We start from the raw sequence: 22,769 nt of genomic DNA on the forward strand, positions 1-22,769 counted from the left end.
CACCTGTGGCGCGGAACACAGGCTCGTTACGCCAACCCGGCGGCGCTCAGGGCCGAGCGCAGGTCGGGCGCCGCGAAGGTGCGCAGACCGTACTTCTTCTGGATGTCCATCGGCTTCGCCTCGCGGCTGCGGTTCGGGATGTCGGCCGGGATGATCGCCTTGGTGAACCCGAGCCGGGCCGCCTCCGCCAGCCGCTTCTCCAGGCCGCCGACCCGGCGCACCTCACCGGCCAGGCCGACCTCGCCGATCGCGATCAGGCCGGGGTGGATCGGCTTGTCCATCACCGACGACGCGACCGCGATCGCCACCGACAGGTCCGCCACCGGCTCGGTGATCTTGACCCCGCCGACGGTCGCGACGTACACCTCCTGGTCGGTCAGCTTCAGCCCCGCGCGGTTGCCCAGGACGGCGAGCACCATCGCCACCCGGGAGGACTCCAGTCCGGACGTCGTACGCCGGGGTTGTGGCGCGGCCGACGGGCCGACGAGGGCCTGGACCTCGGCCAGCAGCGGCCGGCGGCCCTCCATCATCACGGTCACGCAGGTGCCGGCGACCGGCTCGGCGTGCTCGGAGACGAACAGTCCGGTCGGGTCGGTGACCTCGACGATCCCGGTGTCGACCATGTCGAAGCAGCCGACCTCGTCGGACGGGCCGAACCGGTTCTTGGTCGCGCGCACCATCCGGAATCCCGAGTGCCGGTCGCCGTCGAACGCCAGCACGACGTCGACCAGGTGCTCGAGCATCCGCGGACCGGCGATCGCGCCGTCCTTGGTCACGTGGCCGACCAGGACCACCGCGATGTGCCGCTCCTTGGCCAGCCGGACCAGAGCGCCGGTCACCTCGCGGACCTGGGTCACGCCGCCGGGCGCACCGTCGACCTCGGGGTGCGCCATGGTCTGCACGGAGTCGATCACCAGGAACGACGGCTCGACCGCGTCGACCTGGCCGACCACCGCGCCCAGGTCGGTCTCGGCGGCCAGGTACAGGTCGTCGACGAGGGCGTCCGTACGCCCGGCGCGCAGCCGCACCTGGGCGGCCGACTCCTCGCCGGACACGTACAGCGTGCGCTCGCCGCCGCGGGCGGACTGCGCCGCGACCTCGAGCAGCAGCGTGGACTTCCCGACGCCGGGCTCGCCCGCGAGCAGGATCACCGCGCCCGGCACCACGCCGCCGCCGAGCACCCGGTCCAGCTCGCCGATCCCGGTCGGCCGGGACTCGGCCTCGATCGCGGACACCTTGGCGATCGGCATCGCCGGCGAGGACACCGGACCGGCGGTGATCCGGGCGGCCTTCGGCGCCCCGACCTCGGCGACCGTGCCCCAGGCCTGGCACTCGCCGCACCGGCCGATCCACCGCGCCGAGGTCCACCCGCACTCCGAGCACGCGTACGCCGATTTGCCCTTCGCCTGAGTCGCCGCCTTCGCCATGGACCTCAACCTATTCGAGGCCGCCGACAAAACGCCTGAAGGCACGTTTCAGCCAGGTCCCGGCCTTCCGGTGCGGCGGGTCCTCGTCGACCGCCGGCAGCTCCGACGTACGCCGGGCGGCGTCGAGGTACTTGGTGAGGAGCTCGCTCTCCGAGGTACGCAACTGCCGGCTCTGTTCGAGCAGGACCAAGGCGCTCTCGAGGTTGCCCTCGGCGACCTCGGCGGAGCCCAGGTGCTGCAGGCAGCGGGCGTGGCCTTCGCGTTCGTCGATCTCGGCGTACAGGTGGGCGGCGTGCTCCCAGCGGCCGACGGCCTCGTTGCGGTTGCGCTGCATCCAGGCGGCGACACCGATGAGCTCCAGCGCGTGTGCCTCGCCGCTGACGTCACCTGCCGCGGTGGCGTGGGCGTGTGCGGGCCGCAGGTGTTCCAGTGCGCCCTCGCTGTCGTGCTGGTAGAGGTGCACGACCGCCAGGTTGATGGAAATCGCCACATCGGCAGCCAGGTCCGGGCCGGGCCGGCGGAGGCGGGCCTCGTCCAGACGGTCCCGTGCGTTCAGTACGGCCTCGTCGCGGTCGTTGCCGGCCGGTGCCCGATCCGCGATGGCCAGGTTCACCAAGGCCCGCTCCACCTGCCGCCGCATCTTCAGCGCGAACGCCGTACGGCCGTTGGCGCCGATGTTGTCCGAGACGCTCAGCCGGGCGTTGGCCGCGTCCAGATCACCCAGCATGCGGTACGCCGTTGCCGCGCGGGCTGCTGCGAGTTCGGAGAGGCTCCGGCGGCCGGCTGCTTCCGCTGCCGCGCTGAGCAGCTCACTGAGCTGAAGCAGCGCCTCCGGGTGCGGACGGCGTACGTACCAGGCCTCCAGTGCGTCGCAGATGCGGGCGTAGTCGTCGATGGAGTCGTTGTGAGGCTTCTCGTTCGCGAGCAGCTCCCAGAGCCGGTCCTCCTGCAGCGTGAACCATTCGGCAGCGGCCATGCCGCCGGCGTTGGAGCCGAGCGCGACCATCCACTGCTCCGCCTCTTCAGCAGCAACATGGAGGTCGCTCATGCCGAGCTGCCGACGGCGCCGGATCCGCTTGGCCCGGGCGCGCAGCCGGATCACGATCGTGACCACGAGCAGGAGCGCCACGGAGTACCCGGCCCACTGCACGCCGGTCTTCCCGAAGCTCTGGCTGAGGAGCTGCGACGACAGGTCGGTGAGTAACGCGATGGAGACGGCGCTGATGGTCAGGCCCACGTCCTGGATCAGCGACGGCTCTTCCCGTTCTTCCGCCGGCTTCGGCTGCTCCTCACTCATGGCCGGCTCCCTGTGGTCAGCCCACGCACCACGGTTCGCCAGAAGGACAGCAACAGCACCACAGGTACGACGGAGGCGACAACAGCCGCCGCCGCGACCGGTCCGCTCGACGTGGAGAACTGCCGCGCCTCACCCCACAGCACCAACGAGAGCGGCGTCGTACCGGGTCCACTGATCAGGAACCCAACGATGAAGTCGTTCCACACCAGGGCGAACTCCAACACCGCAACAGCGATCAGTGCGGGCCGATACGTCCGCTGCACAGTCGCCAATACTGCGCTCTGCCGCACCGGTCCCTGCAGGGCTTCAGACACGACAGCGGGCGGTGCCGACGCGAAGGCGGACCGCAGGAGCAGTACTGCGAACGGCAGACCAGCTGCCGCGTGGACCAGCGCCAGCGCGACCCGTGACCCGGCCAGGCCCGCTGCGTCGATCGCATCGCGCAAGGGAGCGGCGTACATCTGCACAGGTGTCACAGCGAGGACCACAAACACGGCCATCGCGACCCGGCCCAGCCGCGGCGGCAGACCGCCCCAAGCGACCAGGTACGCCGTAGGCACCGCAATCACCAGCAGTACCGCGGTCGCAGCCGTAGCAATGACCAGCGTGGACAGCAACGCTCGGAACAGCCCGACATTGGCCGCATCCGCGAGCGACGAGAACCCGAACCCCGACGGCGACCACCAGCCACGCAGCCCTGCCTCCCGTGGCGAGTGCAGTGCAGTGGCCACGAGTACTACGGCCGGAAACACCCACACCAGCGCCACAGCCGACCCGATGAACCACCCGAGCCGCCGTACCACCGGCCGCGGTCGAGGCTTTCTCGACGTTGGCTCCTGCGGTACGACGGAAACCGGCATCGCCCACCGCCGACGTCGCAGCCCGCGTACGCCGATCAGCCCGACAGCCGCGACGATCGCGAACAGTACGACACCCAACGCCGCCGTACGCCCGGAGTCCACATTGGACGTGGACGCCCGCCACCAGTTCAGCCCCAGTACGTCGGCAGACCGCTGCATGGACCCCGGTACGACGATCAGTACCAGGTCGAAGACCCGTACCGCGGCGATGACCAATGTCAGCGTGACCACACCGGTGATCGGGCGCAGTAGCGGGATCTCCAACGCCCACAGGCGTTTCCAGCCCCGTACTCCCTCGGCCGCGAGCGTCCGGGACATGTCGTCGGGTATCGCGTCCAGACCGGCGCGGAACAGCGACACGACGTACCCGAGCCACGTCCAGCCGAACGCCGACATCAGCACGATCCAGAACAAGCCAGGACCCAGCCACACCGGGCTGGAGCCGAACAGACGGGTCGAGATCGCAGTGATCGTCCCGCGTTCCGGTGTCGGGTCGAAGATCATCCGGAAGGTCGCACCGGACACCAGCACCGAGACCGCGAACGGAATCACCAGCGCGGGCTGCAGCAACGTCGTGACCGCCGGCAGTCGATAGCTCAGCAACGCAAGGGAAAACCCGACCGCGACTGTACCGAAGGCGATCAGCACCCAGAGCAGGCTGTTGCCGACGGCATGCAATGCGCCCGGGTCGCCGATCACCGCGAAGTTCCCGAGCCCGAAATGCTTGTTCGTGACGAACGCCTTCACCACGGTGACGCCGATCGGGATCAGCAGGACGCAACTGAGCAGCAGCGCCGGCAGCCCGAGCAGGAACGGTCCGGCCGGCCGCCGCGGTTTGCCCTGCACCGGCCGGCCGGTGATCTCCCGGCCGACGACCTCGAGCGACAGGCCGTTCGTCTGCAGCCCCATCAGCTCGTCTCCACCTTCCGCATCGCCCGCACCGCCGCGTCGACCGCGTCCGGCAAGGCGTCCGCGCCCCGGCCGCCCACCGCGATCAGGAAGTCCGTCAGCACCCGCCAGAGCCCGTTGATGCCGCCGAGCGCTCCGAGCAGGTCGGACAGGTCGAACTGCAGTTGCTCACCCGGCATCGTGAGCTGCTCCGCGAGCCGGGTGAGCTCGGGGGAGTACCCGGTGGTGCGCCCGTCGACCAGGAAACCGCCCTCGGCGATCCACGGATCGACGGCCTTCGGGTCGGCCAGCCGACGGACCAGGTCGCGCGAGTCGTCCGAGATCGGTGCCGTCAGCACCATCACGTCACCGCCCACGACGACCGGCGCCGCAGCCCCGTCGGACATCGGCGGGAACGTGAAGAGCGCGATGTCGTCGGGATCGGCGGCGAACGAGCGGACCACCGGCTCCGCGAAGTCGGACGCGAGCACCATCGCGGCCCTGCGATGCCCGAAAACCTCCACCAGGGCGTCCGGGAACTGCTGGACCAGTGACTCCTTCACACCACCCGCCAGCGCACCGGGTGCCGACCACATCGTGCCCAGCATCCGCAGTGCGGCCGCGAACTCCGGCTGCTGCGAGGGACGAGGATGGGCTGCCGTAGCGAGCCCGACGTACACCGAGGGCGCGATGCCCAGCAGGACGTTCTCCAGGAAGTCCGTGAGCACCCAGCCGTCTCCGGCGCCCAGGGCCAGCGGGGTTACGCCCGCCTCTATCAGTGTCCCGTTCAACTTCAGCCAGTCCGACCAATGCTGCGGTGGCTGTACGCCGACCTGCCGGAACACCGACGGGCGATACCAGACCGCGGACTTGTGCGCCGTCTTGAACGGAACGCCGTACGTCTGTCCCTTCTGCACCAGGAGGTCCCGCCAGAGTCTCGCCTGACCTCGTTGGGCGAGGTCGTCGGGCATCGGCGCCAGCTCCTGCCAGTGCTCCCGTACGAGGCCTGGCTGCGGCAGCATCACGACGTCCGGCCTCCTGGCGGCAGGGGCGTCGAAAGCTGTCGAGATGTCGTCGCCGAGTGGAATGACCTCCACCGGGTAGCTCAACGAGCCGAGACCGCCCAGGACCTTGTGGAACGCGCGTAGCTCCTCACCGCTCCAGCTGACGGCCACACGCACCGCACGGCGCAGTCCTAGGACGTCAGTGGAGCACCCGGTCAGCAAGAGCGTTGCTGCGGCTCCGAGGAACGTTCTGCGGCTACTCGGCATCGTCGAATCCAGTAGTACGGGTCGTGCTGGTCGTGATGAGCAGCAGGGCGACCGAGGCGAGGTCAGGGTTGGGCCGGATCGACAGAAGCGAGCCCCAGGTCGGCAGACCGTTCGCGTCCTCCAGCACGATCACCCGCGGGTAAGCGCCGAGCGCACGGGCCACACCGGCCAGCCGGCGACGCCCTGGCGTGATCTCGTGCGGGTAGCGATCCAGCACGTCCTCGAGCCCACAGCCGACGGCCTGTACCCGGCTCTGCTCGCGAGCGGCCTGCTTGGTGACCGCTTGCGTCGTGAGATGGCCGTGCACGACATTGCCGAGCACTGTCAGGTGTGGGAGCAGTCCGCCCTCGGCCGGTACCAGCCGGACCTGGCCGCCGGGCAGGACGATCGCGTTCGGCGGTGGATCCTCCAGACCGATCAGGAGGTCCGCCAGCCTGCGACGGTCGGCCGCATGCGGTACCACCACCGCACGCTGCTCACCTACGTCGATCCGGAGCCGCTCCGGCAGGCCCGGTACGCGTTCGAGCAGCAGTCCGTCCATCTGTGCCCGGCGCCTCCCACGACTGCCCCGTCGAATCGGTTCGTCAACCCTATGGGGATCGGGGGCCCATCCGCAGGCAATGGGGTGTCGCTCAGTAACCGCGGCTCCACAGGTTGACCGCGTAGTCGACCTCGACACCCGTGTGCGAGGCCAGGATCCGGCGGGCGTCCTCGGGGGTGAACTCGATCTTCACCACCGCCTCCAGGTCGGCCCGGCTCTCGAACCGCCAGCCCATGTCCAGCCGCGTGCGCTGCCAGCCGCGGTCCGCCCAGAACCTCTCCACCACGGGCGCCTTGATCATCGGGTACGACGTGCTGAACCACTGCCCGAACGTCGACCGGCTGCCGTCGTTGTCGATCACGAACGCGGTCCCGCCGCGGCGCATCACCCGGTCCAGTTCGGTCAACCCGGGCTCGCATCCCGGACCGAAGAAGTACGCCCACCGCGCGTGCATCACGTCCACCGACGCGTCCGGCACCGGCAGCCGCTGCGCCGATCCCTGCCGTACTTCGACGTTCGGCAACGACCGGGTACGCCGTCGGGCCGCGTCGACGAGGCCGCCGTGCGGCTCGACGCCGACCACCTTCGCGGCCGTCGCCGCGAACATCGGCAGGTAGAACCCGGTGCCGCAGCCGATGTCGAGCACGTTCCCACCGGCCCAGTCCCGGATCGCCCGCATCGCCGGCTCGATCACGCCGTTCGGGTCGACCGCCCGGTTCTCGATCTCGTACACCTTCGGGTGCTGCCAGATGTTCGGGCTCGGGATCCCGCCTTCCGCGATGCTCACAGCGTCAGACCCTAGCGACGGCCTGCTTGGTGGTGGCGGCCAGCAGTGCTGCCGGGACGAGCAGGATGCCGCAGAAGACCGCCAGCCAGTGGAAGCCGAGGTGTGCGAGCACCGGGCCGGCAGCTGTGCCCGAAAGGGAAGCCAGGATGCCCATCGTCAGGTCGGACAGCCCCTGCGCCGACGTACGGATCTCGTCCGGGACGGACCGCGACAGCAGGGCGGACCCCGCGACCAGACAGGCGGACCAGCCGAGGCCGAGCGTGAACAGCGCGAGCCCGGTGAGCGCATGCGCGTTGTCCGGCGCCACCGCGGCCAGCGTCATGGCCACGGCGAGGATGCCCAGGCCGATGCCGATCGTGGGGATGCGGCCGAGCCGGTCCGCCAGCCAGCCGGTCAGCGGGGACAGGGCGTACATGCCGGCCACGTGGCCGCTGATGACGAAGCCGACGATGGTCAGCGAAGCACCGTGGTGCCGCAGGTGGACCGAGGTCATCGACATCACACCGACCATCACCGCGTGCGCGGTGGCGATCGCCAGCAGGCCGAGCCGCGCGTGCGGGATGCTGACGACCCGGCGGAACGTCTCTGCCAGCGGCTGACGCTCCACCTTGCCCGGGCGCACCTGGCTGCGCATGCCCGTCCACACGGTGAGCGCACTGAGGCCGAACGCGACCACGGAGAACACGTACGGGCCGGCCAGCGCCAGGATGCCGAGCTTGCTGCCGACCGAGCCGCCGACCCCGGTCAGGTTCGGGCCGATGATCACGCCGATCGTGGTGGCCCAGACGACCAGACCGAGCGAGCGGGCGATCTTGCTGGGCTCGGCGTTGTCGGTGGCGGCGTACCGGGACTGGAGATTGGAGGCGTTGCCGCTGCCGAACAGACAGCCGGCCGCCAGCAGCAGGGCGAGCGAGCCGATCTGCGCGGCGAGGATCGTCAGCAGGGCACCGGCGAACGCGAGCCCGTAGCCGATCGTCAGCGAGACCCGGCGGCCGTGGGTCCGGGCGAGACCGGCCAGCGGTACGGCGACCGCCGCGGCGCCGAGGGTGGTCGAGGTGGCCACCAGGCCGGCGAGCGACGTCGAGCCGGAGACCTTCTCGGCGAGTAGGCCGGCGACCGCGAAGCCGCTGGCTGTCGCGACCCCGCCGAGGGCATTGCTGGTCACCAGGACCCGGAGAGTGGTCCGCTGCGGCACGCTTGTCACGGGCAAACCCTCTCATGAACCTGACACGGAAGCCGCTTATAGGATGGTCCTGACGTAATTCGACAAGCTTCCCCTGGAGTCCGGATGTCCGAGATCGCGATCGTTCCCGCACCGCGTGAGCTCACCGTCGAGGCGGGCCGGTGGATCACCGCCGACCCGATCGCCGACGCCGTCCGGGACGTGGTCGAGAACCTCGACGCGACCGAGTACCGGATCGACGTCGGCACCGGCGGGGCTCGGCTGACCGCGGGTTCCGAGGACGCGCTGCGGCACGCGGAGACGACGTACGCGCAGCTCGTGGAGGCTGCCGAACCGGCCGCGGACGGGAAGGTCGCCGTCCCGCTGGCGCACGTCGCGGACGCGCCGCGGTTCGGGTGGCGCGGGATGATGCTGGACGTCGCGCGGCACTTCATGCCGAAGGAGTTCGTGCTCAAGGTCATCGACGTACTCGCCCTGCACCGGCTGAACGTGCTGCACTTCCACCTCACCGACGACCAGGGCTGGCGGGTCGAGATCGCGGCGTACCCGAAGCTCACCGAGGTCGGCGGGTGGCGGGAGCACACGATGGTCGGGAAGATGACGCCCGGCCAGACCGAGTTCGAGTACGACGGGACCCGGCACGGCGGGTTCTACACCAAGGACGAGCTCCGCGAGATCGTCGCGTACGCCGCGGAGCGGGGGATCACGGTCGTCCCCGAGATCGACCTGCCGGGGCACATGCAGGCGGCGATCACGGCGTACCCGGAGCTCGGGAACCATCCGGACCGGCAGCTGAGCGTGCGGCCGTACTGGGGGATCAGCGAGGACGTGCTGAACGTCAACGACGCGACCGTCGAGTTCGTGAAGACCGTGCTGCGGGAGGTGCTGGAGATCTTCCCGTCGCCGTACGTGCACCTCGGCGGTGACGAGTGCCCGTCCGTGCAGTGGGCCGAGTCGGAGGCGGCACAGAAGCGGCAGGCCGAGCTCGGGCTGGACGAGCCGGGGCAGCTGCAGGGGTGGTTCACGGCCCAGGTCGCGGAGGTGCTGGCCGAGCAGGGGCGGCGGCTCGTCGGCTGGGACGAGATGGTCGAGACCGACTGCCCGAAGGACGCGGTCATCATGGCGTGGCGGAGCGCCGAGCGCGGCGAGGTGGCGGCGAAGGCCGGCCACGAGGTCGTGATGGCGCCGTGCGAGTCGGTGTACTTCGACTACTACCAGGGCGACCCGGCGACCGAGCCGCTGGCGATCGGCGGCGACATCCCGCTGCGGAAGGTGTACGACTTCGAGGTGGTCCCGGCGGCGCTGTCGCCGCAGGAGCAGGCGCTGATCGTCGGGACGCAGTGCCAGATCTGGACCGAGTACATGGAGGGACCGGAGCAGGTCGGGTACATGCTGCTGCCCCGGCTGTCCGCGTTCGCCGAGCGCGCCTGGGGCTCGCCGAAGACGTCGTACGACGAGTTCCTCACCCGCCTCCGCCCCCACCTGGCCCGGATCGAGAACCTCGGCCTCAACTACCGCCCCCTCGACTGACCCCCGCCGCCTGGTGGGGTAGACGTCGCGGGGCTGTCTGGCGAACGATGAACCGTCGGAAGGCCCGGGCTGGAGCGGAGGCGCGCAGATGACCGCGGTGGGACCCTTGGACGCGATGTTCCTCGGCGGGGAGACGCGCGAGCAGCCGATGCACGTCGGCGGGCTGATGCTGTTCGAGCTGCCGGAGGGCGCCGGGCGGGACCATGTGTTCCCGGAGAGTTCGCGGGACTTCGTGTCGCGGCTGTACCACGAGCTGGTGGCGGCCCCGGAGATGAACCCGTTGTTCGCCCGGCGGGTGCGGAACCGGGTGGTGGACCTCGGGTACTGGTCGTGGGAACAGGACGACGAGATCGACCTGGAGTACCACGTCCGGCTGTCCGCGCTGCCACGCCCGGGGCGGTACCGCGAACTGTTCGAACTCACGAGCCAGCTGCACGGCACGCTCCTCGACAGGCATCGCCCGCTGTGGGAGATGCACCTGATCGACGGCGTGGAGGGTCGCCGGTTCGCCGTCTACAGCAAGATCCACCACTCGATGATCGACGGCGTGACCGCCCTCCGTCTGATGCAGCAAACCCTCACCACGGACCCCGCGCGCACGCACATGCCGGCCACCTACGCCCTACCGGGCGGGCCGACCGCCGAAGGCGCTGCCGGCATGCCGACTCCGGGGGAGTTGCTGGCGGCCGTCGGCCGCATCCCGCGCCGGGCGTTCGGCTCCACGGCGCAGGCGGTTGGTGGTGCCGGGCGGTTGCTGGCGGATCTGGCGGGGTTGCCGGTGGCGGGGTTGCAGGGGTTGCTGCATTCGACGATGCCGTTCCAGGCGCCGCGGACTGTCTTCAACCAGGGAGTGACCGGGGCGCGGCGGTTCGCGGCTCAGTCCTGGCCGTTGGAGCGGCTGGAGAAGGTGCGGGCGATCACCGGCGCGACGCTCAACGACGTACTGCTCGCGATGTGTTCAGGTGCCCTGCGCAACTACCTGCTCGACCTGAACGCGCTCCCGGACAAGGCGCTGACGGCGATGGTCCCGGTCAACCTGCGGACCAAGGACAGCGGCCCCGGCGGCGGCAACTCGCTCGCCACGCTGATCGCCGACCTGGCCACCGACGTCGCCGACCCGGAGCGACGCATCCGCCGGATCATGGCGTCGACCGCGCAGGCGAAGAGCGTGCTGTCCGGCCTCACCCCGCTGCAGAACCTGGTCGTCGGCGCCCTCGGCTTCGCGGTTGCTGGACCCGGCGCGGTCCTTCCGGGCGTCGCCGGCCGTACGGCGCCGCCGTACAACATCGTGATCTCGAACGTCCCCGGCCCCACCGAGAGCCCGCTGTACTGGAACGGCTCCCGCCTGCTCGGTCTCTACCCGGTGAGCATCGTGATGAACGGCCAGGCGCTGAACATCAGCGTCACCAGCTACGCCCAGCAGCTCCACTTCGGCCTGATCGGCTGCCGCCGTACCGTCCCGCACCTGCAACGCATGCTCACCCACCTCGAAACCTCACTCGCCGAGCTGGAGAACATCAACTAGACCCGAACGATCCCGCTCGGAGTCTGGAAGACGGCCGCGACCAGGCCCGGCTGGCCGTTGGGCCCGACCCAGGCGACGTCGAGGTCGTCCAGCAGGTGGTCCGCCGGGTGGCCGATCCAGTCGGTGACCCGGGTCGGGTCGCCGGCGATCTCCAGGCCGGTCAGCTTCACGTCCTTGCCGCCGATCGACGGGTGCTCGCCGAGGTCGTCCCAGTGGATGAAGAACGGCAGTTGCGGGTCCGCGATCAGGCCCTTGACGCCGATCTGCCGCCAGGTCAGGTTCACTCCGTCGGGCCGGTGCCGGTTGCCGGGGACCGCCTGGCGGCCGAGGCGCTGCTCCATCGCCTCCATGTCGGTCACCTCGACGACCCAGCCGAGCCAGCCGCCGCCGAGCTCCTTGCGGGCCCGGACCGCCTGGCCGAACGGCGCCTTGTCCGACGCCGGGTGGTCGAGCACGTCGACCACCTCGATGTACCGGTCGTTCTCCAGCGGCAGGATGTGGTTCACCGTGCCGAACCGTGGATGCACCCCGCCGTCCACGAACTCGGCCCCGAGCAGCGCGGACAGCCGCTCGATGGTGGCCGCACAACCATCCGGTCCGCACGCGTACGACAAGTGATCCAGACGCATGCCAGCCATTCTGACCGCCCCCACCGACAACCGCCCCACCAGGGGTGTGTCGGACTAGGCTCAACCCATGCGCACAGTCGTCATCGGCGGTACCGGACACATCGGCACCTACCTGGTCCCGCAGTTGGTCGATCGAGGGCACGAGGTCACGGTGCTGAGCCGTGGCGAGCGTACGGCGTACCAGCCGGACGCGGCGTGGGACAAGGTCGAGCTGCTCCAGATCGACCGGGCCGCGGAGGATGCCGCGGGCACCTTCGGCGAGCGGGTGAGCGGCCTGGAGCCGGACATCGTCATCGACCTGATCTGCTTCACCGAGGACAGCGCCCGGCAGCTCGCCGAGGCGGTCACCGGGAAGGTCCAGCACTTCCTGCACTGCGGCACGATCTGGGTGCACGGGCCGAGCGTCACCGTCCCCACGCGCGAGGACGCCCCGCGCCGTCCCTTCGGCGACTACGGCATCCGGAAGGCCGCGATCGAGAAGTACCTGCTCAGCAAGGCTCCGGCGCTCCCGGTCACGATCATCCACCCGGGGCACATCTGCGGCCCGGGCTGGACCCCGATCAACCCGGCCGGCAACTTCGACCGCGCGGTCTACGAGACGCTGGCCAAGGGCGAGGAGCTGCAGCTGCCCAACTTCGGCCTGGAGACCGTCAACCCGGTCCACGCCGAGGACGTCGCAAGCCTCTTCACCGCCGCGATCGCCAGCCGCTCGACCGCGGTCGGCGAGAGCTTCCACGCCGTGGCGAGCGACGCGATCACGCTCCGTGGGTACGCCGAGCAGCTCGCCGCCTGGTACGGCCAGGAGGCCAACCTGACCTTCCACCCCTGGGACGAGTGGGCCGCCAAGCACCCGGACACCGCGCCGGCGACCCGCGACCACATCCAGCACAGCCCCAACTGCTCGATGGAGAAGGCCGCCCGGCTCCTCGGCTACCGCCCGCGCTACTCGGCGTTCGAGTCCGCGCTCGCGGGGATCAAGGCGCTCACGTAGAGGCAGGGTGCGGCAGCACCGGCCGGGCCGCTTCCAGGCGTTGGCGGCACAGGTCGGCCAGCACGTCGTACGCCTTGAGGCCCATCAGCGTCTGCAGCTCGACCTTGCTGGACTCGAAGACCGGCTCGACCGCGATGTGCGCCTCGGTGTTCCCGGTGCAGTACCAGTCCAGGTCGTGCCCGCCGGGGCCCCAGCCGCGCCGGTCGTACTCCCCGATCCCGACCTCGGTGTACGTCGTACCGTCCGGGCGCTCGACCTCGCGGAACGTCCGCCGGATCGGCAGCTGCCAGCACACGTCCGGCTTGGTCTCGACGAAGTGCACGCCGCGCTTCAGTGCCAGCCCGTGCAGCGCGCACCCGGCGCCGCCGGCGAAGCCCGGACGGTTCAGGAAGATGCACGCACCGTCCCAGACCCGGGTCTTCCGGTCGCCGTCGTCGTCGGTCTCCACCCAGCCGTTGGCGCGACCCTCCTTGCGGAACTGCCAGTCGTCCTTGCCGAGCTCCTTGACGTACTTCTTCACCCGCTTCTCGTCGTCCGCGTCGGAGAAGTGCGCACCGAGCGTGCAGCAGCCGTCGTTGGGACGGCCCTTGTAGATCCCCTGGCAGCCGCCGCCGAAGATGCAGGACCAGTTGGACGTCAACCAGGTCAGGTCGCAGCGGAAGACCTGGTCGGGGTCGTCGGGGTCGATGAACTCGACCCAGGCGCGGGGGAAGTCGAGCGAAACCTCAGGCACCTGGAAAGCCTACGCGCAACCGGGAACACACCGGTACTCCGGTTGTCCAGTAGCGTGAGGGTATGCGGCTCGGCGTACTCGACGTGGGATCAAACACCGTCCATCTGCTCGTGGTGGACGCGCATCGTGGTGCCGCGCCGTTGCCGGCGTACTCGCACAAGACCGAGCTCCGGCTGGCCGAGCACCTCGACAAGGACGGCAAGATCGACGGCTCCGGCGCCGACGGGCTGATCGCGTTCACCAAGGAGGCCGTGGAGCTCGCCGAGGACAAGGGCTGCGAGTCGGTGCTCGCGTTCGCCACCTCCGCGCTCCGCGAGGCGCCGAACGGCGAGAAGGTGCTGGCCCGCGTCCGCGCCGAGACCGGCGTGGACCTGGAGGTGCTCAGCGGCGAGGACGAGGCGCGGCTGACGTTCCTCGCCGTACGCCGGTGGTTCGGCTGGTCCTCGGGCCGGCTCGCCGTCTTCGACATAGGCGGCGGCTCGCTGGAGATCGCCGCCGGGTCGGACGAACAACCGACCGTGGCGGAGTCGGTCCAGCTCGGCGCGGGCCGGCTGACCCGGGAGGGGCTGACCGCGGACCCGCCCGACAAGGAGGAGGTCCGGGCGCTGCGTCGCCGGATCCGGATGGAGCTGGCCGCGGTCGCCGGTCCGGTACTGCGGGCCGGCAAGCCCCAGCGCTCCGTGGCCACCAGCAAGACCTTCCGCTCACTCGCCCGGATCACCGGCGCCGCACCGTCCGCCGACGGACCGTACGTGCCGCGCAGCCTGAGCCGGGACGACCTGGACGAATGGATCCCGAAGCTGACCAAGATGTCGGCCGCCGAACGGGCCGCCCTGCCCGGGGTCTCGGCCGGCCGGGCGTCCCAGCTGACCGCCGGCGCGCTGGTCGCCGACGCCGTGATGGACCTCTTCGACCTGCCCGCGCTGGAGGTCTGCCCGTGGGCGCTGCGCGAGGGTGTCATCCTGTCCCGGCTCGACCAGCTGCAACCCCGGTGAACCGATGAGCCCTCGTACGACCGCGAAGATCGGCCTGTCCACCGCCTCCGTCTACCCCGAGTCCACCGCCAGCGGGTTCGAGCTGGCCGCCCGGCTCGGGTACGACGGGGTCGAGGTGATGATCGGGATCGATCCGCTGAGCACCCAGATCGACGCGATCAAGCGACTCGTCGACTATCACCAGCTCCCCGTGCTCGCGCTGCACGCGCCGACGCTGCTGATCATGCAGCGGGTCTGGGGGACCGACCCGTGGAGCAAGCTCGAGCGCAGCGCCGAGGCGGCGAAGGAGCTCGGCGCGGACGTGGTCGTCGTGCACCCGCCGTTCCGCTGGCAGCGGGACTACGCGCGCGGGTTCGTCGAGGGGATCGCTCGGCTGGAGGCCGAGACGGGCGTGACTCTCGCGGTCGAGAACATGTACCCGTGGCGCGCGCCCGGCCGGGACCTGCAGGCGTACGCGCCGAGCTGGGACCCGACCGAGCAGACCTACGCGCACACCACGCTCGACCTGTCGCACGCGTCCACCGCCGAGCAGGACTGCGTCGAGCTGGCCGCGACGATGGGCAGGAGCCTCACGCACGTCCACCTCACCGACGGCACCGGTTCGGCGAAGGACGAGCACCTGGTCCCGGGCCGCGGAACGCAGCGCGCCGCCGACCTGCTCACCGAGCTGGCGAAGCAGGACTTCGGCGGGCACATCATCATCGAGATCAACACCCGCCGCGCGACCAGCCGCTCGGAGCGTGAGGTCGACCTGGTCGAGTCGCTGGAGTTCACCCGCCGGCACTTCGTGAAGACTCGGCGGACGCCGTTCGCGGTCACCCCGGAGGGCGAGATCTCGGAGCTGACGCCGTGACGCCCCGATGACCACCGAGCGGCGGACGCCGGGACGCCGCCCGGGCGGACCGGACACCCGCGGGGAGATCGTGCAGGCCGCCCGGGAATCCTTTGCGGACAAGGGATTCGCGGCCACCTCGATGCGGGCGGTCGCACGGCGGGCCGGTGTCGACGCGGCGCTCGTGCACCACTACTTCGACAGCAAGAACGAGCTGTTCATCGAGGCGTTGGCGCTGCCCGTCGACCCGCGCCGGATCGCCGCGCAGATCCTCGACGGGCCGGACGACGAGATCGGCCGCCGGATCGCGACCGCGTTCCTCGGGGTCTGGGAATCGCCGGACGGGCAGCAGCGGATGAAGGCGCTGTTCCGGAGCGCGCTGAGCAGCGACGAGGTGGCCCGGATGATGCGCGAAGGCATCACCGAGCTGATCATCCAGCCGGTCTCGGCCATGCTCGACGTACCGGACGCCAAGCTGCGGGTCGGCATGGTCGCGACGCAGCTGGTCGGGACCGCGGTCGTCCGGTACCTGGTCGGTCTCGAGCCGGTGGCGTCGGTCGACGCCGAGACGTTGATCGACCGGCTGGCGCCGGTCCTGCAGCAGCACCTGACCGGCTGATGGAGATCCCCGGCGACGCCGAGATCCGCGAGCTGCACCGCACGTACGCGCCGAGCCGCGAGGCGTTCGAGGTGGTGTTCGAGCACTGCCGGCTGGTGTGTTCGGTGGCGTCGCAGTTCTTCGCGGGGCTGGACGTCGACACCGATCTGGTCCGGGCGGGCGCACTGCTGCACGACATCGGGGTGTACCGGCTGGAGGCGTCGGCGTACGTGCGGCACGGCGTGCTGGGACACGAGTTGCTCGCGTCGCTCGGGCTCCCGCTGGAGGTCTGCCGGTTCTGCTCGTGCCACACCGGCGTCGGGATCACCCGGGACGACGTCGTCCGGCAGGGGCTGCCGATCCCGGTCGCGGACTACCTGCCGCGGACGCCGGAGGAGGAGCTGGTGATGTACGCGGACAAGTTCCACAGCAAGCGGACGCCGCCGGTCTTCCTCTCGGCGAATACGTATGCAACGGAGGTCCGCCGGTTCGGGCCGGAGAAGGTGCAGCGGTTCGGTGAGCTCCGGGAGCGGTACGGCGAACCGGCGCTGGGCGGGCTCAGTGCGGCGACGGGGTACGCGGTCGTCTGACCCCTTGCACCGGCTCGTCGGCAGGGGCTAAATTCATCATATGATGAAAAACTCGGTGAGCTGCCGCGACGTGGTCGTGGTGCGCGGCGAGCAGGAGGTACTGCACGGGATCGGTTTCGATCTCCGGACCGGGACCGTGACGGGTCTGCTCGGGCCGTCCGGTTGCGGGAAGACGACGCTGATCCGGGCGATCGTAGGCCTCCAGGCGCAGGTCACCGGCGAGGTGACGGTGCTCGGGCTGCTGGCCGGGGCGCCGAAGCTGCGCGGCCGGGTTGGCTACGTGACCCAGGAAGCCAGTGTGTACGGCGATCTGACCGTCACCGAGAACCTGCGCTTCTTCGCCGCGGTGCTCGGCGTGCCGGTGTCCGACGTGGCGCGGGTGATCGAGACCGTCGACCTCGTGTCGCACGCCGGTGTACGGGTCGACCGGCTGTCCGGCGGGCAGCGCTCGCGGGTGTCGCTGGCGGTCGCGCTGCTCGGCAGTCCCGAGCTGTTGGTGTTGGACGAGCCAACGGTCGGGCTGGATCCGGTGCTGCGGAGGGATCTCTGGCAGCTGTTCCACCGGCTGGCCGACGACGGCGCGGCGCTGCTGGTGTCCAGTCACGTGATGGACGAGGCGTCCCGCTGCGACCGCCTGCTGCTGATGCGCGAAGGGGAACTGCTCGCCGACGAGACTCCCGACGCGTTGCTCGCCTCGGCCGGTACGTCGGACATCGAGCAGGCGTTCCTGACCCTGATCGAGCAGAAGGAGGCGGCCCGATGACTCCGCGCGTGACTCTCGCCGTCGCCGCCCGGGTGATCACCCAGCTGCGGCGGGACCCGCGGACGGTGGCGCTGCTGATCGCGCTGCCGACCGTGTTCGTCACGTTGATGTGGTGGATGTTCCACGACGACCCAGTGGTCTTCGACCAGATCGGCGGGCCGCTGCTGGCGATCTTCCCGTCGATCGTGATGTTCGTGGTGACTGCGGTGACGACCCTGCGCGAACGGTCCGGCGGGACGTTGTCGCGGTTGTTCACGATGCCGATGGCGAGGCTGGACTTCCTGCTCGGGTACGCGCTCGCGTTCGCCCTGGTCGCCGTCGTACAGGCGGTCGTGCTGGTCTCGATCGCCCTCTATCTGTTGGGCTTGAACATCCAGGGCGCCGCCTGGCAGCTGGGCGTCGTCGCGGTTCTCGACGGCGTCCTCGGCGCCGCGCTCGGGCTGTTGTCCAGCGCGTTCGCGGCGACCGAGTTCCAGGCCGTGCAGATGATGCCCGCGATCATGATCCCGCAGATCCTGCTCTGCGGCCTGTTCGTCCCCCGGGACAGCCTGCCGTCGGTGCTGCACGCGCTGAGCGACGTACTCCCGCTGTCCTACGCAGTCGACGCCGTCCTGGGAGTTGCCAAGGGCAACGGCTTCACCACATCCACCGGCAACGACGCCCTCGTGGTCTTCGCCTTCATCCTCGCCGCCCTGGCCCTGGGCGCCGCCACCCTCCGCCGCCGCACCGCCTAGGCGTCGGCTCCCCAACCCGCTCGCGACCGCTGCTCAGGGGAGGGTGCGGACGACGTTGTCGAACTTGTCGAAGGCGGTGGCCTTGAGGGCGCTCGCGGGGGCTGTTGTCGGTTGGCTCAGCCAGATGTAGGCGAACCAGCCGTCGGTGACCGGGATATCGGTGTGGGCCGACGGGCCGATCTGCAGGTGGATCCTGGTCGCGGTACTGGCGACTCGTCCCCAGGCCCGCACTTCGTAGCACATCTTCGTGCCGCATTTCTGGCCGCCCAGGTCGGTACCGGTGTACAGGTCGGCGCGCTGCGAGCCCTTTGCGGGCGTGAGGATCGGGTCCTTGCCGCGGACGAGCGAGTCCAGGTCCAGGAACGCCGTACCTCGCATCACCATGCCACCGTCCAGTGAGTTCTTCTCGATCTCACAGGTGATCGCCTTCCGCCCGCTCGGGGAGACCGCGGTCAGCAGGATGCTCGGCCAGGTCTTCGAGCGCGCGGACGCGACGATGCGCCAGTTGGTGACGTCCACCCAGCTCTGCGCCGAGCAGTTCAGCAGTTGGGTGGCCGGGTCGGTCGGCACCGGGTCCTTCCGGAGTTTCGCCAGCAGAGCGGCCGTCGGCCGGTCCCCACCTGGAACGGTGCACAGCTGGATCCGCTTACTGCGCATGGGATTGGTGGTGGCGCGGTCCCCGGTGCGGTAGCCGCCGACCACGTTCTCCAACGGCCCCTTCAGATCGGGCAGCCGGAGAGTGCAGCGGCGGAGTGCCTCGGCGTTGGACACCGGTACGCCGACCGCGTCCTCGCCGCGGGGGATACCGGGGACCGGCTGGAAGTACGCCTCGTGCTTCTGCTCCTCCGCGACCGAAGGCTGACCGGCCCGGCTGTTCCCGGGCAGCAGGCTGACGGTGACCGCGACCGCCGCGACGGCGGCGACCGCCCCACTGACGGTGAGGATGCGCCGGTGCCGCCGGCCACGGTGGCCGCGGTCCAACAGGCCCACGGTGTCCAGCGGGTCGAACTGCTCGGCATCGGCGATCCGGCACAGCTCGGCGGTGACGTCTCGTACGTCGTCCATAGGGTTCTCCTTCACAGCGCCTGGCTTGCCCGGCGTTCGGCGATGGCTCGACGGAGAGTTTCGAGGCCGCGGGATGCTTGGCTTTTCACGGTCCCTTCGGAGCAGCCGAGGATTTCGGCGGTCTGCTCGACGGACAGGTCCTCGTAGTACCGCAGGACGACGCACGCGCGTTGCCGCGGGCCCAGCGAGCGCAGGACTTCCAGTACCTCGTCCCGCTCGGCGTGCCCGGCGGTGAAGTCGTCGGGCTCGGTGCGGTCCGGCAGGTCGGCGATCGCCACCTCCCGTCGCCACGGCCGGCGGCCGCCGTCGTACGCCGCGTTGACCACGACACGGCGTGCGTACGCGAACGGATTACCTGCCCGCCGGACCTTCGGCCACGCCAGGTACAGCTTGTAGAACGCGTCCTGGACGATGTCATCGGCCCGGTGTCGGTCGCCCACCACCAGAAACGCGGTTCGCCGCAAGGCCGTCGAGGTCTCCTCGACGAACTCGGCGAACTCCCGGTCCCGCTCCGCCATCAGTGCCTCCACTCCCCATCTCCACCCCAAGACGGAAAGGCCTGCCCACCAGGTTGCATCAGGCAGCGGTTCAGCCGGCGAGGTGGGCGACGCCCTCCCAGGCAGGGTCGGGGGTGGTGGTGAGGGTGACCTTGCCGTGTGGCCAGCCGGTGGTGGCGGCCTGGAGCTGGGCGTCCGCGGGGGTGGTGCCGTCGACGTAGTAGTGCAGGATGCGGACGCCCGCGGAGGTCTCGTGGGCGAGGAGGTTGCCGGAGCCGCCGAGGCGGTCGGTGAGGTGGTCCTCGAAGGCACGCAGTTCGTCCAGCATCTCGGACTCCGGCAGGCCGTCCTCGCGGACGACGGGGTACAGGATCGACACCGCGACGTGTGTGTCGAGGTGCGGCCGGCGGATCGAGCGCAGCGGGTACTCCGCGGTCGCGATCACCCGCTGCCCGTCCCGGGTCCCCTCGAGCATCTTCCAGGCCGGGCTGCCGTCGTCCAGCGTGTGCTCGGCCGCGAACCCGGCCACCGCCGGCAGCAGCTCCACCACGGGTACGGCGCCCGCCGGGGCGTCGGCGAGCGGGTCGATGGCGCCGACCCAGGTCTCCACCATCTCCTCGCCCAGCACCAGGTCCAGGATCAGGAACGTCACCCGCCGCTGCGTGTCCACCGACAGCGACGCGAACGCCGGATGATGGACACCGACGTGCACCGAGGCGGAGTCCGGCTCGATCGACACCACGGACTCGTCGATCGCGACCGGCGGCAGTCCGTCGAACTCGATCGTCACCGCGGGACCCGGCCGGCGCAGGTCGGCGTACTCCCAGACGCGGTCCGACGGCGGGGCCGCGCGCAACCAGCGGCGGGCGACCGCGCGCTGGGCGGGGTTGCCCGCGGCGGTCACGATCAGCACGTGCTCGGCGTGCAGCCCGGGGCCCAGCTCCCATTCGAGGTCGGGGTGGATGCGGCCGATCCGGTCGCTCAGGTCCGCGTTCGCGGCGGTCGGCTCGCGGCGGGCGACGGCGTTCGCGACCAGGTCGGCGCCGGACGTCGTCCACCAGGACCAGAACGCGCCGATCGGGTCGGCCTCCACGGCGTTCCGGCGACGACGCTTGAAGATGGGCATGAGCGCATCCTCTAACAACCAGGGGTGCGACTATCGAATCAGTGACGGTGCTGGTGTGGCCCCGGCAAGGATTGACGAGGAGGAACACGTAGTGCTTCGGCGAGTCCTGCTGGGTATGTCCCGCAGCCACCAGATCAAGAAGGCAGTGTCGTCGCTGCCGGTGTCCAGCGGCATCGTCGCGCGGTTCGTCGCCGGTGAGAGCGCTCCGGAGGCCGTGCTCGCCACCGAGAAGCTGGTCAGCAACGGACTGTGCGTCACCCTCGACCACCTCGGCGAGGACGTCACCGATCCGGCCGCCGCGACCGCCACCGCCGACGCGTACCTGGACCTGCTGAAGAAGCTCACCGCGGCCGGCCTGGCCGCGAACGCCGAGGTCTCGGTGAAGCTCTCCGCAGTCGGCCAGGCGCTCCCCGGCGACGGCGAGAAGATCGCGCTGGAGCACGCCCGCACGATCTGCCGCGCGGCCCGCAACGCCGGTACGACGGTCACCCTCGACATGGAGGACCACACCACCACCGACTCGACGCTGGGCATCCTCCGCGAGCTGCGCCAGGACTTCCCCGAAACCGGAGCGGTCCTGCAGGCGTACCTGCGGCGTACCGAGGGCGACTGCCGCGACCTGGCCCACCCGGGCTCCCGGGTCCGGCTGTGCAAGGGTGCGTACAAGGAGCCGGAGTCGGTCGCGTTCCAGGAGAAGCGGCAGGTCGACAAGGCGTACGTCCGGGCGATGAAGGTCCTGATGAACGGCGCGGGCTACCCGATGATCGCCTCGCACGACCCGCGGCTGATCTCGATCGCGGGCGCGCTGGCGGATCGGGCCGGCCGCAAGCCGGGCACCTTCGAGTACCAGATGCTGTACGGCATCCGCCCCGAGGAGCAGCTCCGGCTGGCCGGCCTCGGGCACACGGTGCGCATCTACGTCCCGTACGGCGCGGACTGGTACGGCTACCTGGTCCGCCGCCTCGCCGAGCGCCCCGCGAACCTGCAGTTCTTCGCCCGCTCCTTGATCAGCAAGAAGTAACACCGAGCCGGGCGGCTAACCTGAGCACCATGAGTGCAAAGGTGGCCGTCCTCGGGGCGGGTGTGATGGGGGAGACGTTGCTGTCCGGGCTGATTCGGGCCGGCCGGCGACCGGAGGACCTCCTGATCACCGAGCGCCGCCCGGAGCGCGCCGCCGAGCTGCGGGAGCGGTACGGCGTCGACGTGGTCTCCAACCTGGAGGCGGCGAAGCGGGCGGACACGCTGGTCCTGGTGGTGAAGCCGCAGGACATGCCGGACCTGCTCGCGGAGATCGCCCCGGCCGTGGAGCCGACCCAGACCGTGGTCTCGCTCGCCGCGGGTATCAGCACCACCTTCGTCGAGTCGCGGCTGCCCGACGGGGTCGCCGTGGTGCGGGTGATGCCGAACACGCCCGCCCTGGTCGACGAGGGGATGGCCGCGATCTCCCGCGGTGCGCACTGCGACGAGAGCCACCTCGAGCTGGCCGAGAGCCTGCTCGCGGCGACCGGCCGGGTGGTGCGGGTTCCGGAGAAGCAGCAGGACGCGGTGACCGCGATCTCCGGTTCGGGCCCGGCGTACATCTTCTTCGTGGTCGAGTCGATGATCGAGGCCGGCGTACACATGGGTCTGCCGCGGAACACCGCGACGGAGCTCGTCGTACAGACGGTGGTCGGGTCCGCGAAGCTGCTCCGCGAGACCGGCGAACACCCGACCGTGCTGCGGGAGCGCGTCACCTCGCCCGGCGGTACGACGGCAGCCGCGGTCCGCGAACTCGAGGACCACAAGGTCCGCGCCGCGTTCCTGTCCGCGATCGAGGCGGCCCGGAACCGTTCGCGCGATCTCGCCGCCGAATAACACCTGTCCCTCAGGTGGCGTTAAGGTGGGCCCCGCCGAGGTTTCCTGCCATG

Annotated in this window: 23 protein-coding genes; 11 read left to right on the forward strand and 12 right to left on the reverse strand. The window is 70.4% G+C overall.

Translation table 11 applies throughout. The features are described 5' to 3' along the window. Nucleotides 1-26: 26 nt before the first annotated feature. From radA to AB0M51_RS19900, 7 genes are all read right to left on the reverse strand, one after another. Nucleotides 27-1,427 carry a DNA repair protein RadA gene (gene radA / locus AB0M51_RS19870; RefSeq protein WP_344197517.1) on the reverse strand — a complete coding sequence of 467 codons (1,401 nt, stop codon included), beginning with the start codon at nucleotides 1,425-1,427 and terminating at the stop codon, nucleotides 27-29. Nucleotides 1,428-1,437: 10 nt separating this feature from the next. Further along, a complete protein-coding gene (locus AB0M51_RS19875; RefSeq protein ID WP_344197519.1) occupies nucleotides 1,438-2,724 on the reverse strand; it encodes a hypothetical protein in 1,287 nt (428 codons plus the stop codon). Beyond that, on the reverse strand, nucleotides 2,721-4,493 hold the full coding sequence (locus AB0M51_RS19880; protein WP_344197521.1) for an ABC transporter permease subunit: 1,773 nt from the start codon (nucleotides 4,491-4,493) through the stop codon (nucleotides 2,721-2,723). The genes AB0M51_RS19875 and AB0M51_RS19880 overlap by 4 nt, the downstream gene beginning before the upstream one ends. Continuing rightward, nucleotides 4,493-5,653: an ABC transporter substrate-binding protein gene (locus tag AB0M51_RS19885; protein WP_344197523.1), complete on the reverse strand. Its 1,161-nt coding sequence runs from the start codon at nucleotides 5,651-5,653 to the stop codon at nucleotides 4,493-4,495. Before AB0M51_RS19885 ends, AB0M51_RS19880 begins: the two co-directional genes overlap by 1 nt. 79 nt (nucleotides 5,654-5,732) lie before the next feature. After that, the gene (locus AB0M51_RS19890; RefSeq protein ID WP_344197525.1) at nucleotides 5,733-6,284 is read right to left on the reverse strand and encodes a hypothetical protein; all 552 of its coding nucleotides are present in this window, start codon (nucleotides 6,282-6,284) and stop codon (nucleotides 5,733-5,735) included. A gap of 91 nt (nucleotides 6,285-6,375) precedes the next feature. Continuing rightward, the gene (locus tag AB0M51_RS19895) at nucleotides 6,376-7,071 is read right to left on the reverse strand and encodes a class I SAM-dependent methyltransferase (RefSeq protein WP_344197527.1); all 696 of its coding nucleotides are present in this window, start codon (nucleotides 7,069-7,071) and stop codon (nucleotides 6,376-6,378) included. 4 nt (nucleotides 7,072-7,075) lie between these two features. Next, a complete protein-coding gene (locus tag AB0M51_RS19900) occupies nucleotides 7,076-8,275 on the reverse strand; it encodes an MFS transporter (RefSeq protein ID WP_344197529.1) in 1,200 nt (399 codons plus the stop codon). An 84-nt stretch (nucleotides 8,276-8,359) separates the two neighbouring features. On the opposite strand from AB0M51_RS19900, the gene AB0M51_RS19905 reads away from it, so the two are divergent. Further along, a complete protein-coding gene (locus tag AB0M51_RS19905) occupies nucleotides 8,360-9,784 on the forward strand; it encodes a family 20 glycosylhydrolase (protein ID WP_344197531.1) in 1,425 nt (474 codons plus the stop codon). Between the two features lie 88 nt (nucleotides 9,785-9,872). Continuing rightward, nucleotides 9,873-11,309, forward strand: a complete 1,437-nt coding sequence (locus AB0M51_RS19910) for a wax ester/triacylglycerol synthase family O-acyltransferase (RefSeq protein ID WP_344197533.1) — start codon at nucleotides 9,873-9,875, stop codon at nucleotides 11,307-11,309. Here AB0M51_RS19910 and AB0M51_RS19915 read toward each other — a convergent pair. Then, nucleotides 11,306-11,938, reverse strand: coding sequence for a VOC family protein (locus AB0M51_RS19915; RefSeq protein ID WP_344197535.1), 633 nt, complete (start codon nucleotides 11,936-11,938; stop codon nucleotides 11,306-11,308). The two genes, AB0M51_RS19910 and AB0M51_RS19915, sit on opposite strands and share 4 nt — an antisense overlap. 67 nt (nucleotides 11,939-12,005) lie before the next feature. Here AB0M51_RS19915 and AB0M51_RS19920 point away from each other — a divergent pair, with 67 nt between their 5' ends. Continuing rightward, on the forward strand, nucleotides 12,006-12,929 hold the full coding sequence (locus AB0M51_RS19920; protein WP_344197537.1) for an NAD-dependent epimerase/dehydratase family protein: 924 nt from the start codon (nucleotides 12,006-12,008) through the stop codon (nucleotides 12,927-12,929). Here the strand turns inward: AB0M51_RS19920 and AB0M51_RS19925 are convergent. After that, nucleotides 12,922-13,662, reverse strand: a complete 741-nt coding sequence (locus AB0M51_RS19925; RefSeq protein WP_344197539.1) for a hypothetical protein — start codon at nucleotides 13,660-13,662, stop codon at nucleotides 12,922-12,924. The genes AB0M51_RS19920 and AB0M51_RS19925 overlap by 8 nt on opposite strands. Nucleotides 13,663-13,724: 62 nt before the next feature. Between AB0M51_RS19925 and AB0M51_RS19930 the strand changes: the two genes are divergently transcribed. The 6 genes from AB0M51_RS19930 to AB0M51_RS19955 are packed head-to-tail and all read left to right on the forward strand — an operon-like array spanning nucleotide 13,725 to nucleotide 18,174. Continuing rightward, on the forward strand, nucleotides 13,725-14,657 hold the full coding sequence (locus AB0M51_RS19930; protein WP_344197541.1) for a Ppx/GppA phosphatase family protein: 933 nt from the start codon (nucleotides 13,725-13,727) through the stop codon (nucleotides 14,655-14,657). A gap of 4 nt (nucleotides 14,658-14,661) precedes the next feature. Further along, nucleotides 14,662-15,510 carry a sugar phosphate isomerase/epimerase family protein gene (locus AB0M51_RS19935; protein ID WP_344197543.1) on the forward strand — a complete coding sequence of 283 codons (849 nt, stop codon included), beginning with the start codon at nucleotides 14,662-14,664 and terminating at the stop codon, nucleotides 15,508-15,510. 7 nt (nucleotides 15,511-15,517) lie between these two features. After that, entirely contained in the window at nucleotides 15,518-16,108 is a 591-nt protein-coding gene (locus AB0M51_RS19940) for a TetR family transcriptional regulator (RefSeq protein ID WP_344197545.1), read from the forward strand. After that, nucleotides 16,108-16,677, forward strand: a complete 570-nt coding sequence (locus AB0M51_RS19945) for an HD domain-containing protein (protein ID WP_344197546.1) — start codon at nucleotides 16,108-16,110, stop codon at nucleotides 16,675-16,677. Before AB0M51_RS19940 ends, AB0M51_RS19945 begins: the two co-directional genes overlap by 1 nt. Nucleotides 16,678-16,717: 40 nt before the next feature. Further along, on the forward strand, nucleotides 16,718-17,440 hold the full coding sequence (locus AB0M51_RS19950; RefSeq protein WP_344197548.1) for an ABC transporter ATP-binding protein: 723 nt from the start codon (nucleotides 16,718-16,720) through the stop codon (nucleotides 17,438-17,440). Further along, nucleotides 17,437-18,174, forward strand: a complete 738-nt coding sequence (locus AB0M51_RS19955) for an ABC transporter permease (RefSeq protein ID WP_344197550.1) — start codon at nucleotides 17,437-17,439, stop codon at nucleotides 18,172-18,174. The genes AB0M51_RS19950 and AB0M51_RS19955 overlap by 4 nt, the downstream gene beginning before the upstream one ends. Before the next feature lie 33 nt (nucleotides 18,175-18,207). Here the strand turns inward: AB0M51_RS19955 and AB0M51_RS19960 are convergent, their stop codons facing one another. The 3 genes from AB0M51_RS19960 to AB0M51_RS19970 form a co-directional block, all read right to left on the reverse strand. Next, a complete protein-coding gene (locus AB0M51_RS19960; protein ID WP_344197552.1) occupies nucleotides 18,208-19,239 on the reverse strand; it encodes a hypothetical protein in 1,032 nt (343 codons plus the stop codon). An 11-nt stretch (nucleotides 19,240-19,250) separates the two neighbouring features. Next, a complete protein-coding gene (locus AB0M51_RS19965; RefSeq protein ID WP_344197554.1) occupies nucleotides 19,251-19,757 on the reverse strand; it encodes a SigE family RNA polymerase sigma factor in 507 nt (168 codons plus the stop codon). 70 nt (nucleotides 19,758-19,827) lie between these two features. Further along, complete coding sequence (locus tag AB0M51_RS19970; protein WP_344197556.1) at nucleotides 19,828-20,862, reverse strand: DUF695 domain-containing protein; 1,035 nt, start codon at nucleotides 20,860-20,862, stop codon at nucleotides 19,828-19,830. Between the two features lie 91 nt (nucleotides 20,863-20,953). Between AB0M51_RS19970 and AB0M51_RS19975 the strand changes: the two genes are divergently transcribed. Then, nucleotides 20,954-21,883 (forward strand): proline dehydrogenase family protein, encoded by a 930-nt coding sequence (locus AB0M51_RS19975; protein WP_344197558.1) that lies wholly within the window; start codon nucleotides 20,954-20,956, stop codon nucleotides 21,881-21,883. Between the two features lie 29 nt (nucleotides 21,884-21,912). Next, nucleotides 21,913-22,716 (forward strand): pyrroline-5-carboxylate reductase, encoded by an 804-nt coding sequence (proC, locus tag AB0M51_RS19980; protein ID WP_344197560.1) that lies wholly within the window; start codon nucleotides 21,913-21,915, stop codon nucleotides 22,714-22,716. Nucleotides 22,717-22,769 lie beyond the last annotated feature (53 nt).

It is taken from the genome of Kribbella sp. NPDC051137 (assembly GCF_040682535.1).
In the GTDB taxonomy this organism is placed as follows: domain Bacteria; phylum Actinomycetota; class Actinomycetes; order Propionibacteriales; family Kribbellaceae; genus Kribbella; species Kribbella karoonensis.

What these genes read in the sequence shown, in the direction of transcription:
- radA (WP_344197517.1), bottom strand. Translation starts at nt 1,427, where the DNA reads ATGGCGAAGGCGGCGACTCAGGCGAAGGGCAAATCGGCGTACGCGTGC.
- AB0M51_RS19875 (WP_344197519.1), bottom strand. Translation starts at nt 2,724, where the DNA reads ATGAGTGAGGAGCAGCCGAAGCCGGCGGAAGAACGGGAAGAGCCGTCG.
- AB0M51_RS19880 (WP_344197521.1), bottom strand. Translation starts at nt 4,493, where the DNA reads ATGGGGCTGCAGACGAACGGCCTGTCGCTCGAGGTCGTCGGCCGGGAG.
- AB0M51_RS19890 (WP_344197525.1), bottom strand. Translation starts at nt 6,284, where the DNA reads ATGGACGGACTGCTGCTCGAACGCGTACCGGGCCTGCCGGAGCGGCTC.
- AB0M51_RS19905 (WP_344197531.1), top strand. Translation starts at nt 8,360, where the DNA reads ATGTCCGAGATCGCGATCGTTCCCGCACCGCGTGAGCTCACCGTCGAG.
- AB0M51_RS19910 (WP_344197533.1), top strand. Translation starts at nt 9,873, where the DNA reads ATGACCGCGGTGGGACCCTTGGACGCGATGTTCCTCGGCGGGGAGACG.
- AB0M51_RS19915 (WP_344197535.1), bottom strand. Translation starts at nt 11,938, where the DNA reads ATGCGTCTGGATCACTTGTCGTACGCGTGCGGACCGGATGGTTGTGCG.
- AB0M51_RS19920 (WP_344197537.1), top strand. Translation starts at nt 12,006, where the DNA reads ATGCGCACAGTCGTCATCGGCGGTACCGGACACATCGGCACCTACCTG.
- AB0M51_RS19930 (WP_344197541.1), top strand. Translation starts at nt 13,725, where the DNA reads ATGCGGCTCGGCGTACTCGACGTGGGATCAAACACCGTCCATCTGCTC.
- AB0M51_RS19935 (WP_344197543.1), top strand. Translation starts at nt 14,662, where the DNA reads ATGAGCCCTCGTACGACCGCGAAGATCGGCCTGTCCACCGCCTCCGTC.
- AB0M51_RS19940 (WP_344197545.1), top strand. Translation starts at nt 15,518, where the DNA reads ATGACCACCGAGCGGCGGACGCCGGGACGCCGCCCGGGCGGACCGGAC.
- AB0M51_RS19945 (WP_344197546.1), top strand. Translation starts at nt 16,108, where the DNA reads ATGGAGATCCCCGGCGACGCCGAGATCCGCGAGCTGCACCGCACGTAC.
- AB0M51_RS19950 (WP_344197548.1), top strand. Translation starts at nt 16,718, where the DNA reads ATGATGAAAAACTCGGTGAGCTGCCGCGACGTGGTCGTGGTGCGCGGC.
- AB0M51_RS19955 (WP_344197550.1), top strand. Translation starts at nt 17,437, where the DNA reads ATGACTCCGCGCGTGACTCTCGCCGTCGCCGCCCGGGTGATCACCCAG.
- AB0M51_RS19960 (WP_344197552.1), bottom strand. Translation starts at nt 19,239, where the DNA reads ATGGACGACGTACGAGACGTCACCGCCGAGCTGTGCCGGATCGCCGAT.
- AB0M51_RS19965 (WP_344197554.1), bottom strand. Translation starts at nt 19,757, where the DNA reads ATGGCGGAGCGGGACCGGGAGTTCGCCGAGTTCGTCGAGGAGACCTCG.
- AB0M51_RS19970 (WP_344197556.1), bottom strand. Translation starts at nt 20,862, where the DNA reads ATGCCCATCTTCAAGCGTCGTCGCCGGAACGCCGTGGAGGCCGACCCG.
- proC (WP_344197560.1), top strand. Translation starts at nt 21,913, where the DNA reads ATGAGTGCAAAGGTGGCCGTCCTCGGGGCGGGTGTGATGGGGGAGACG.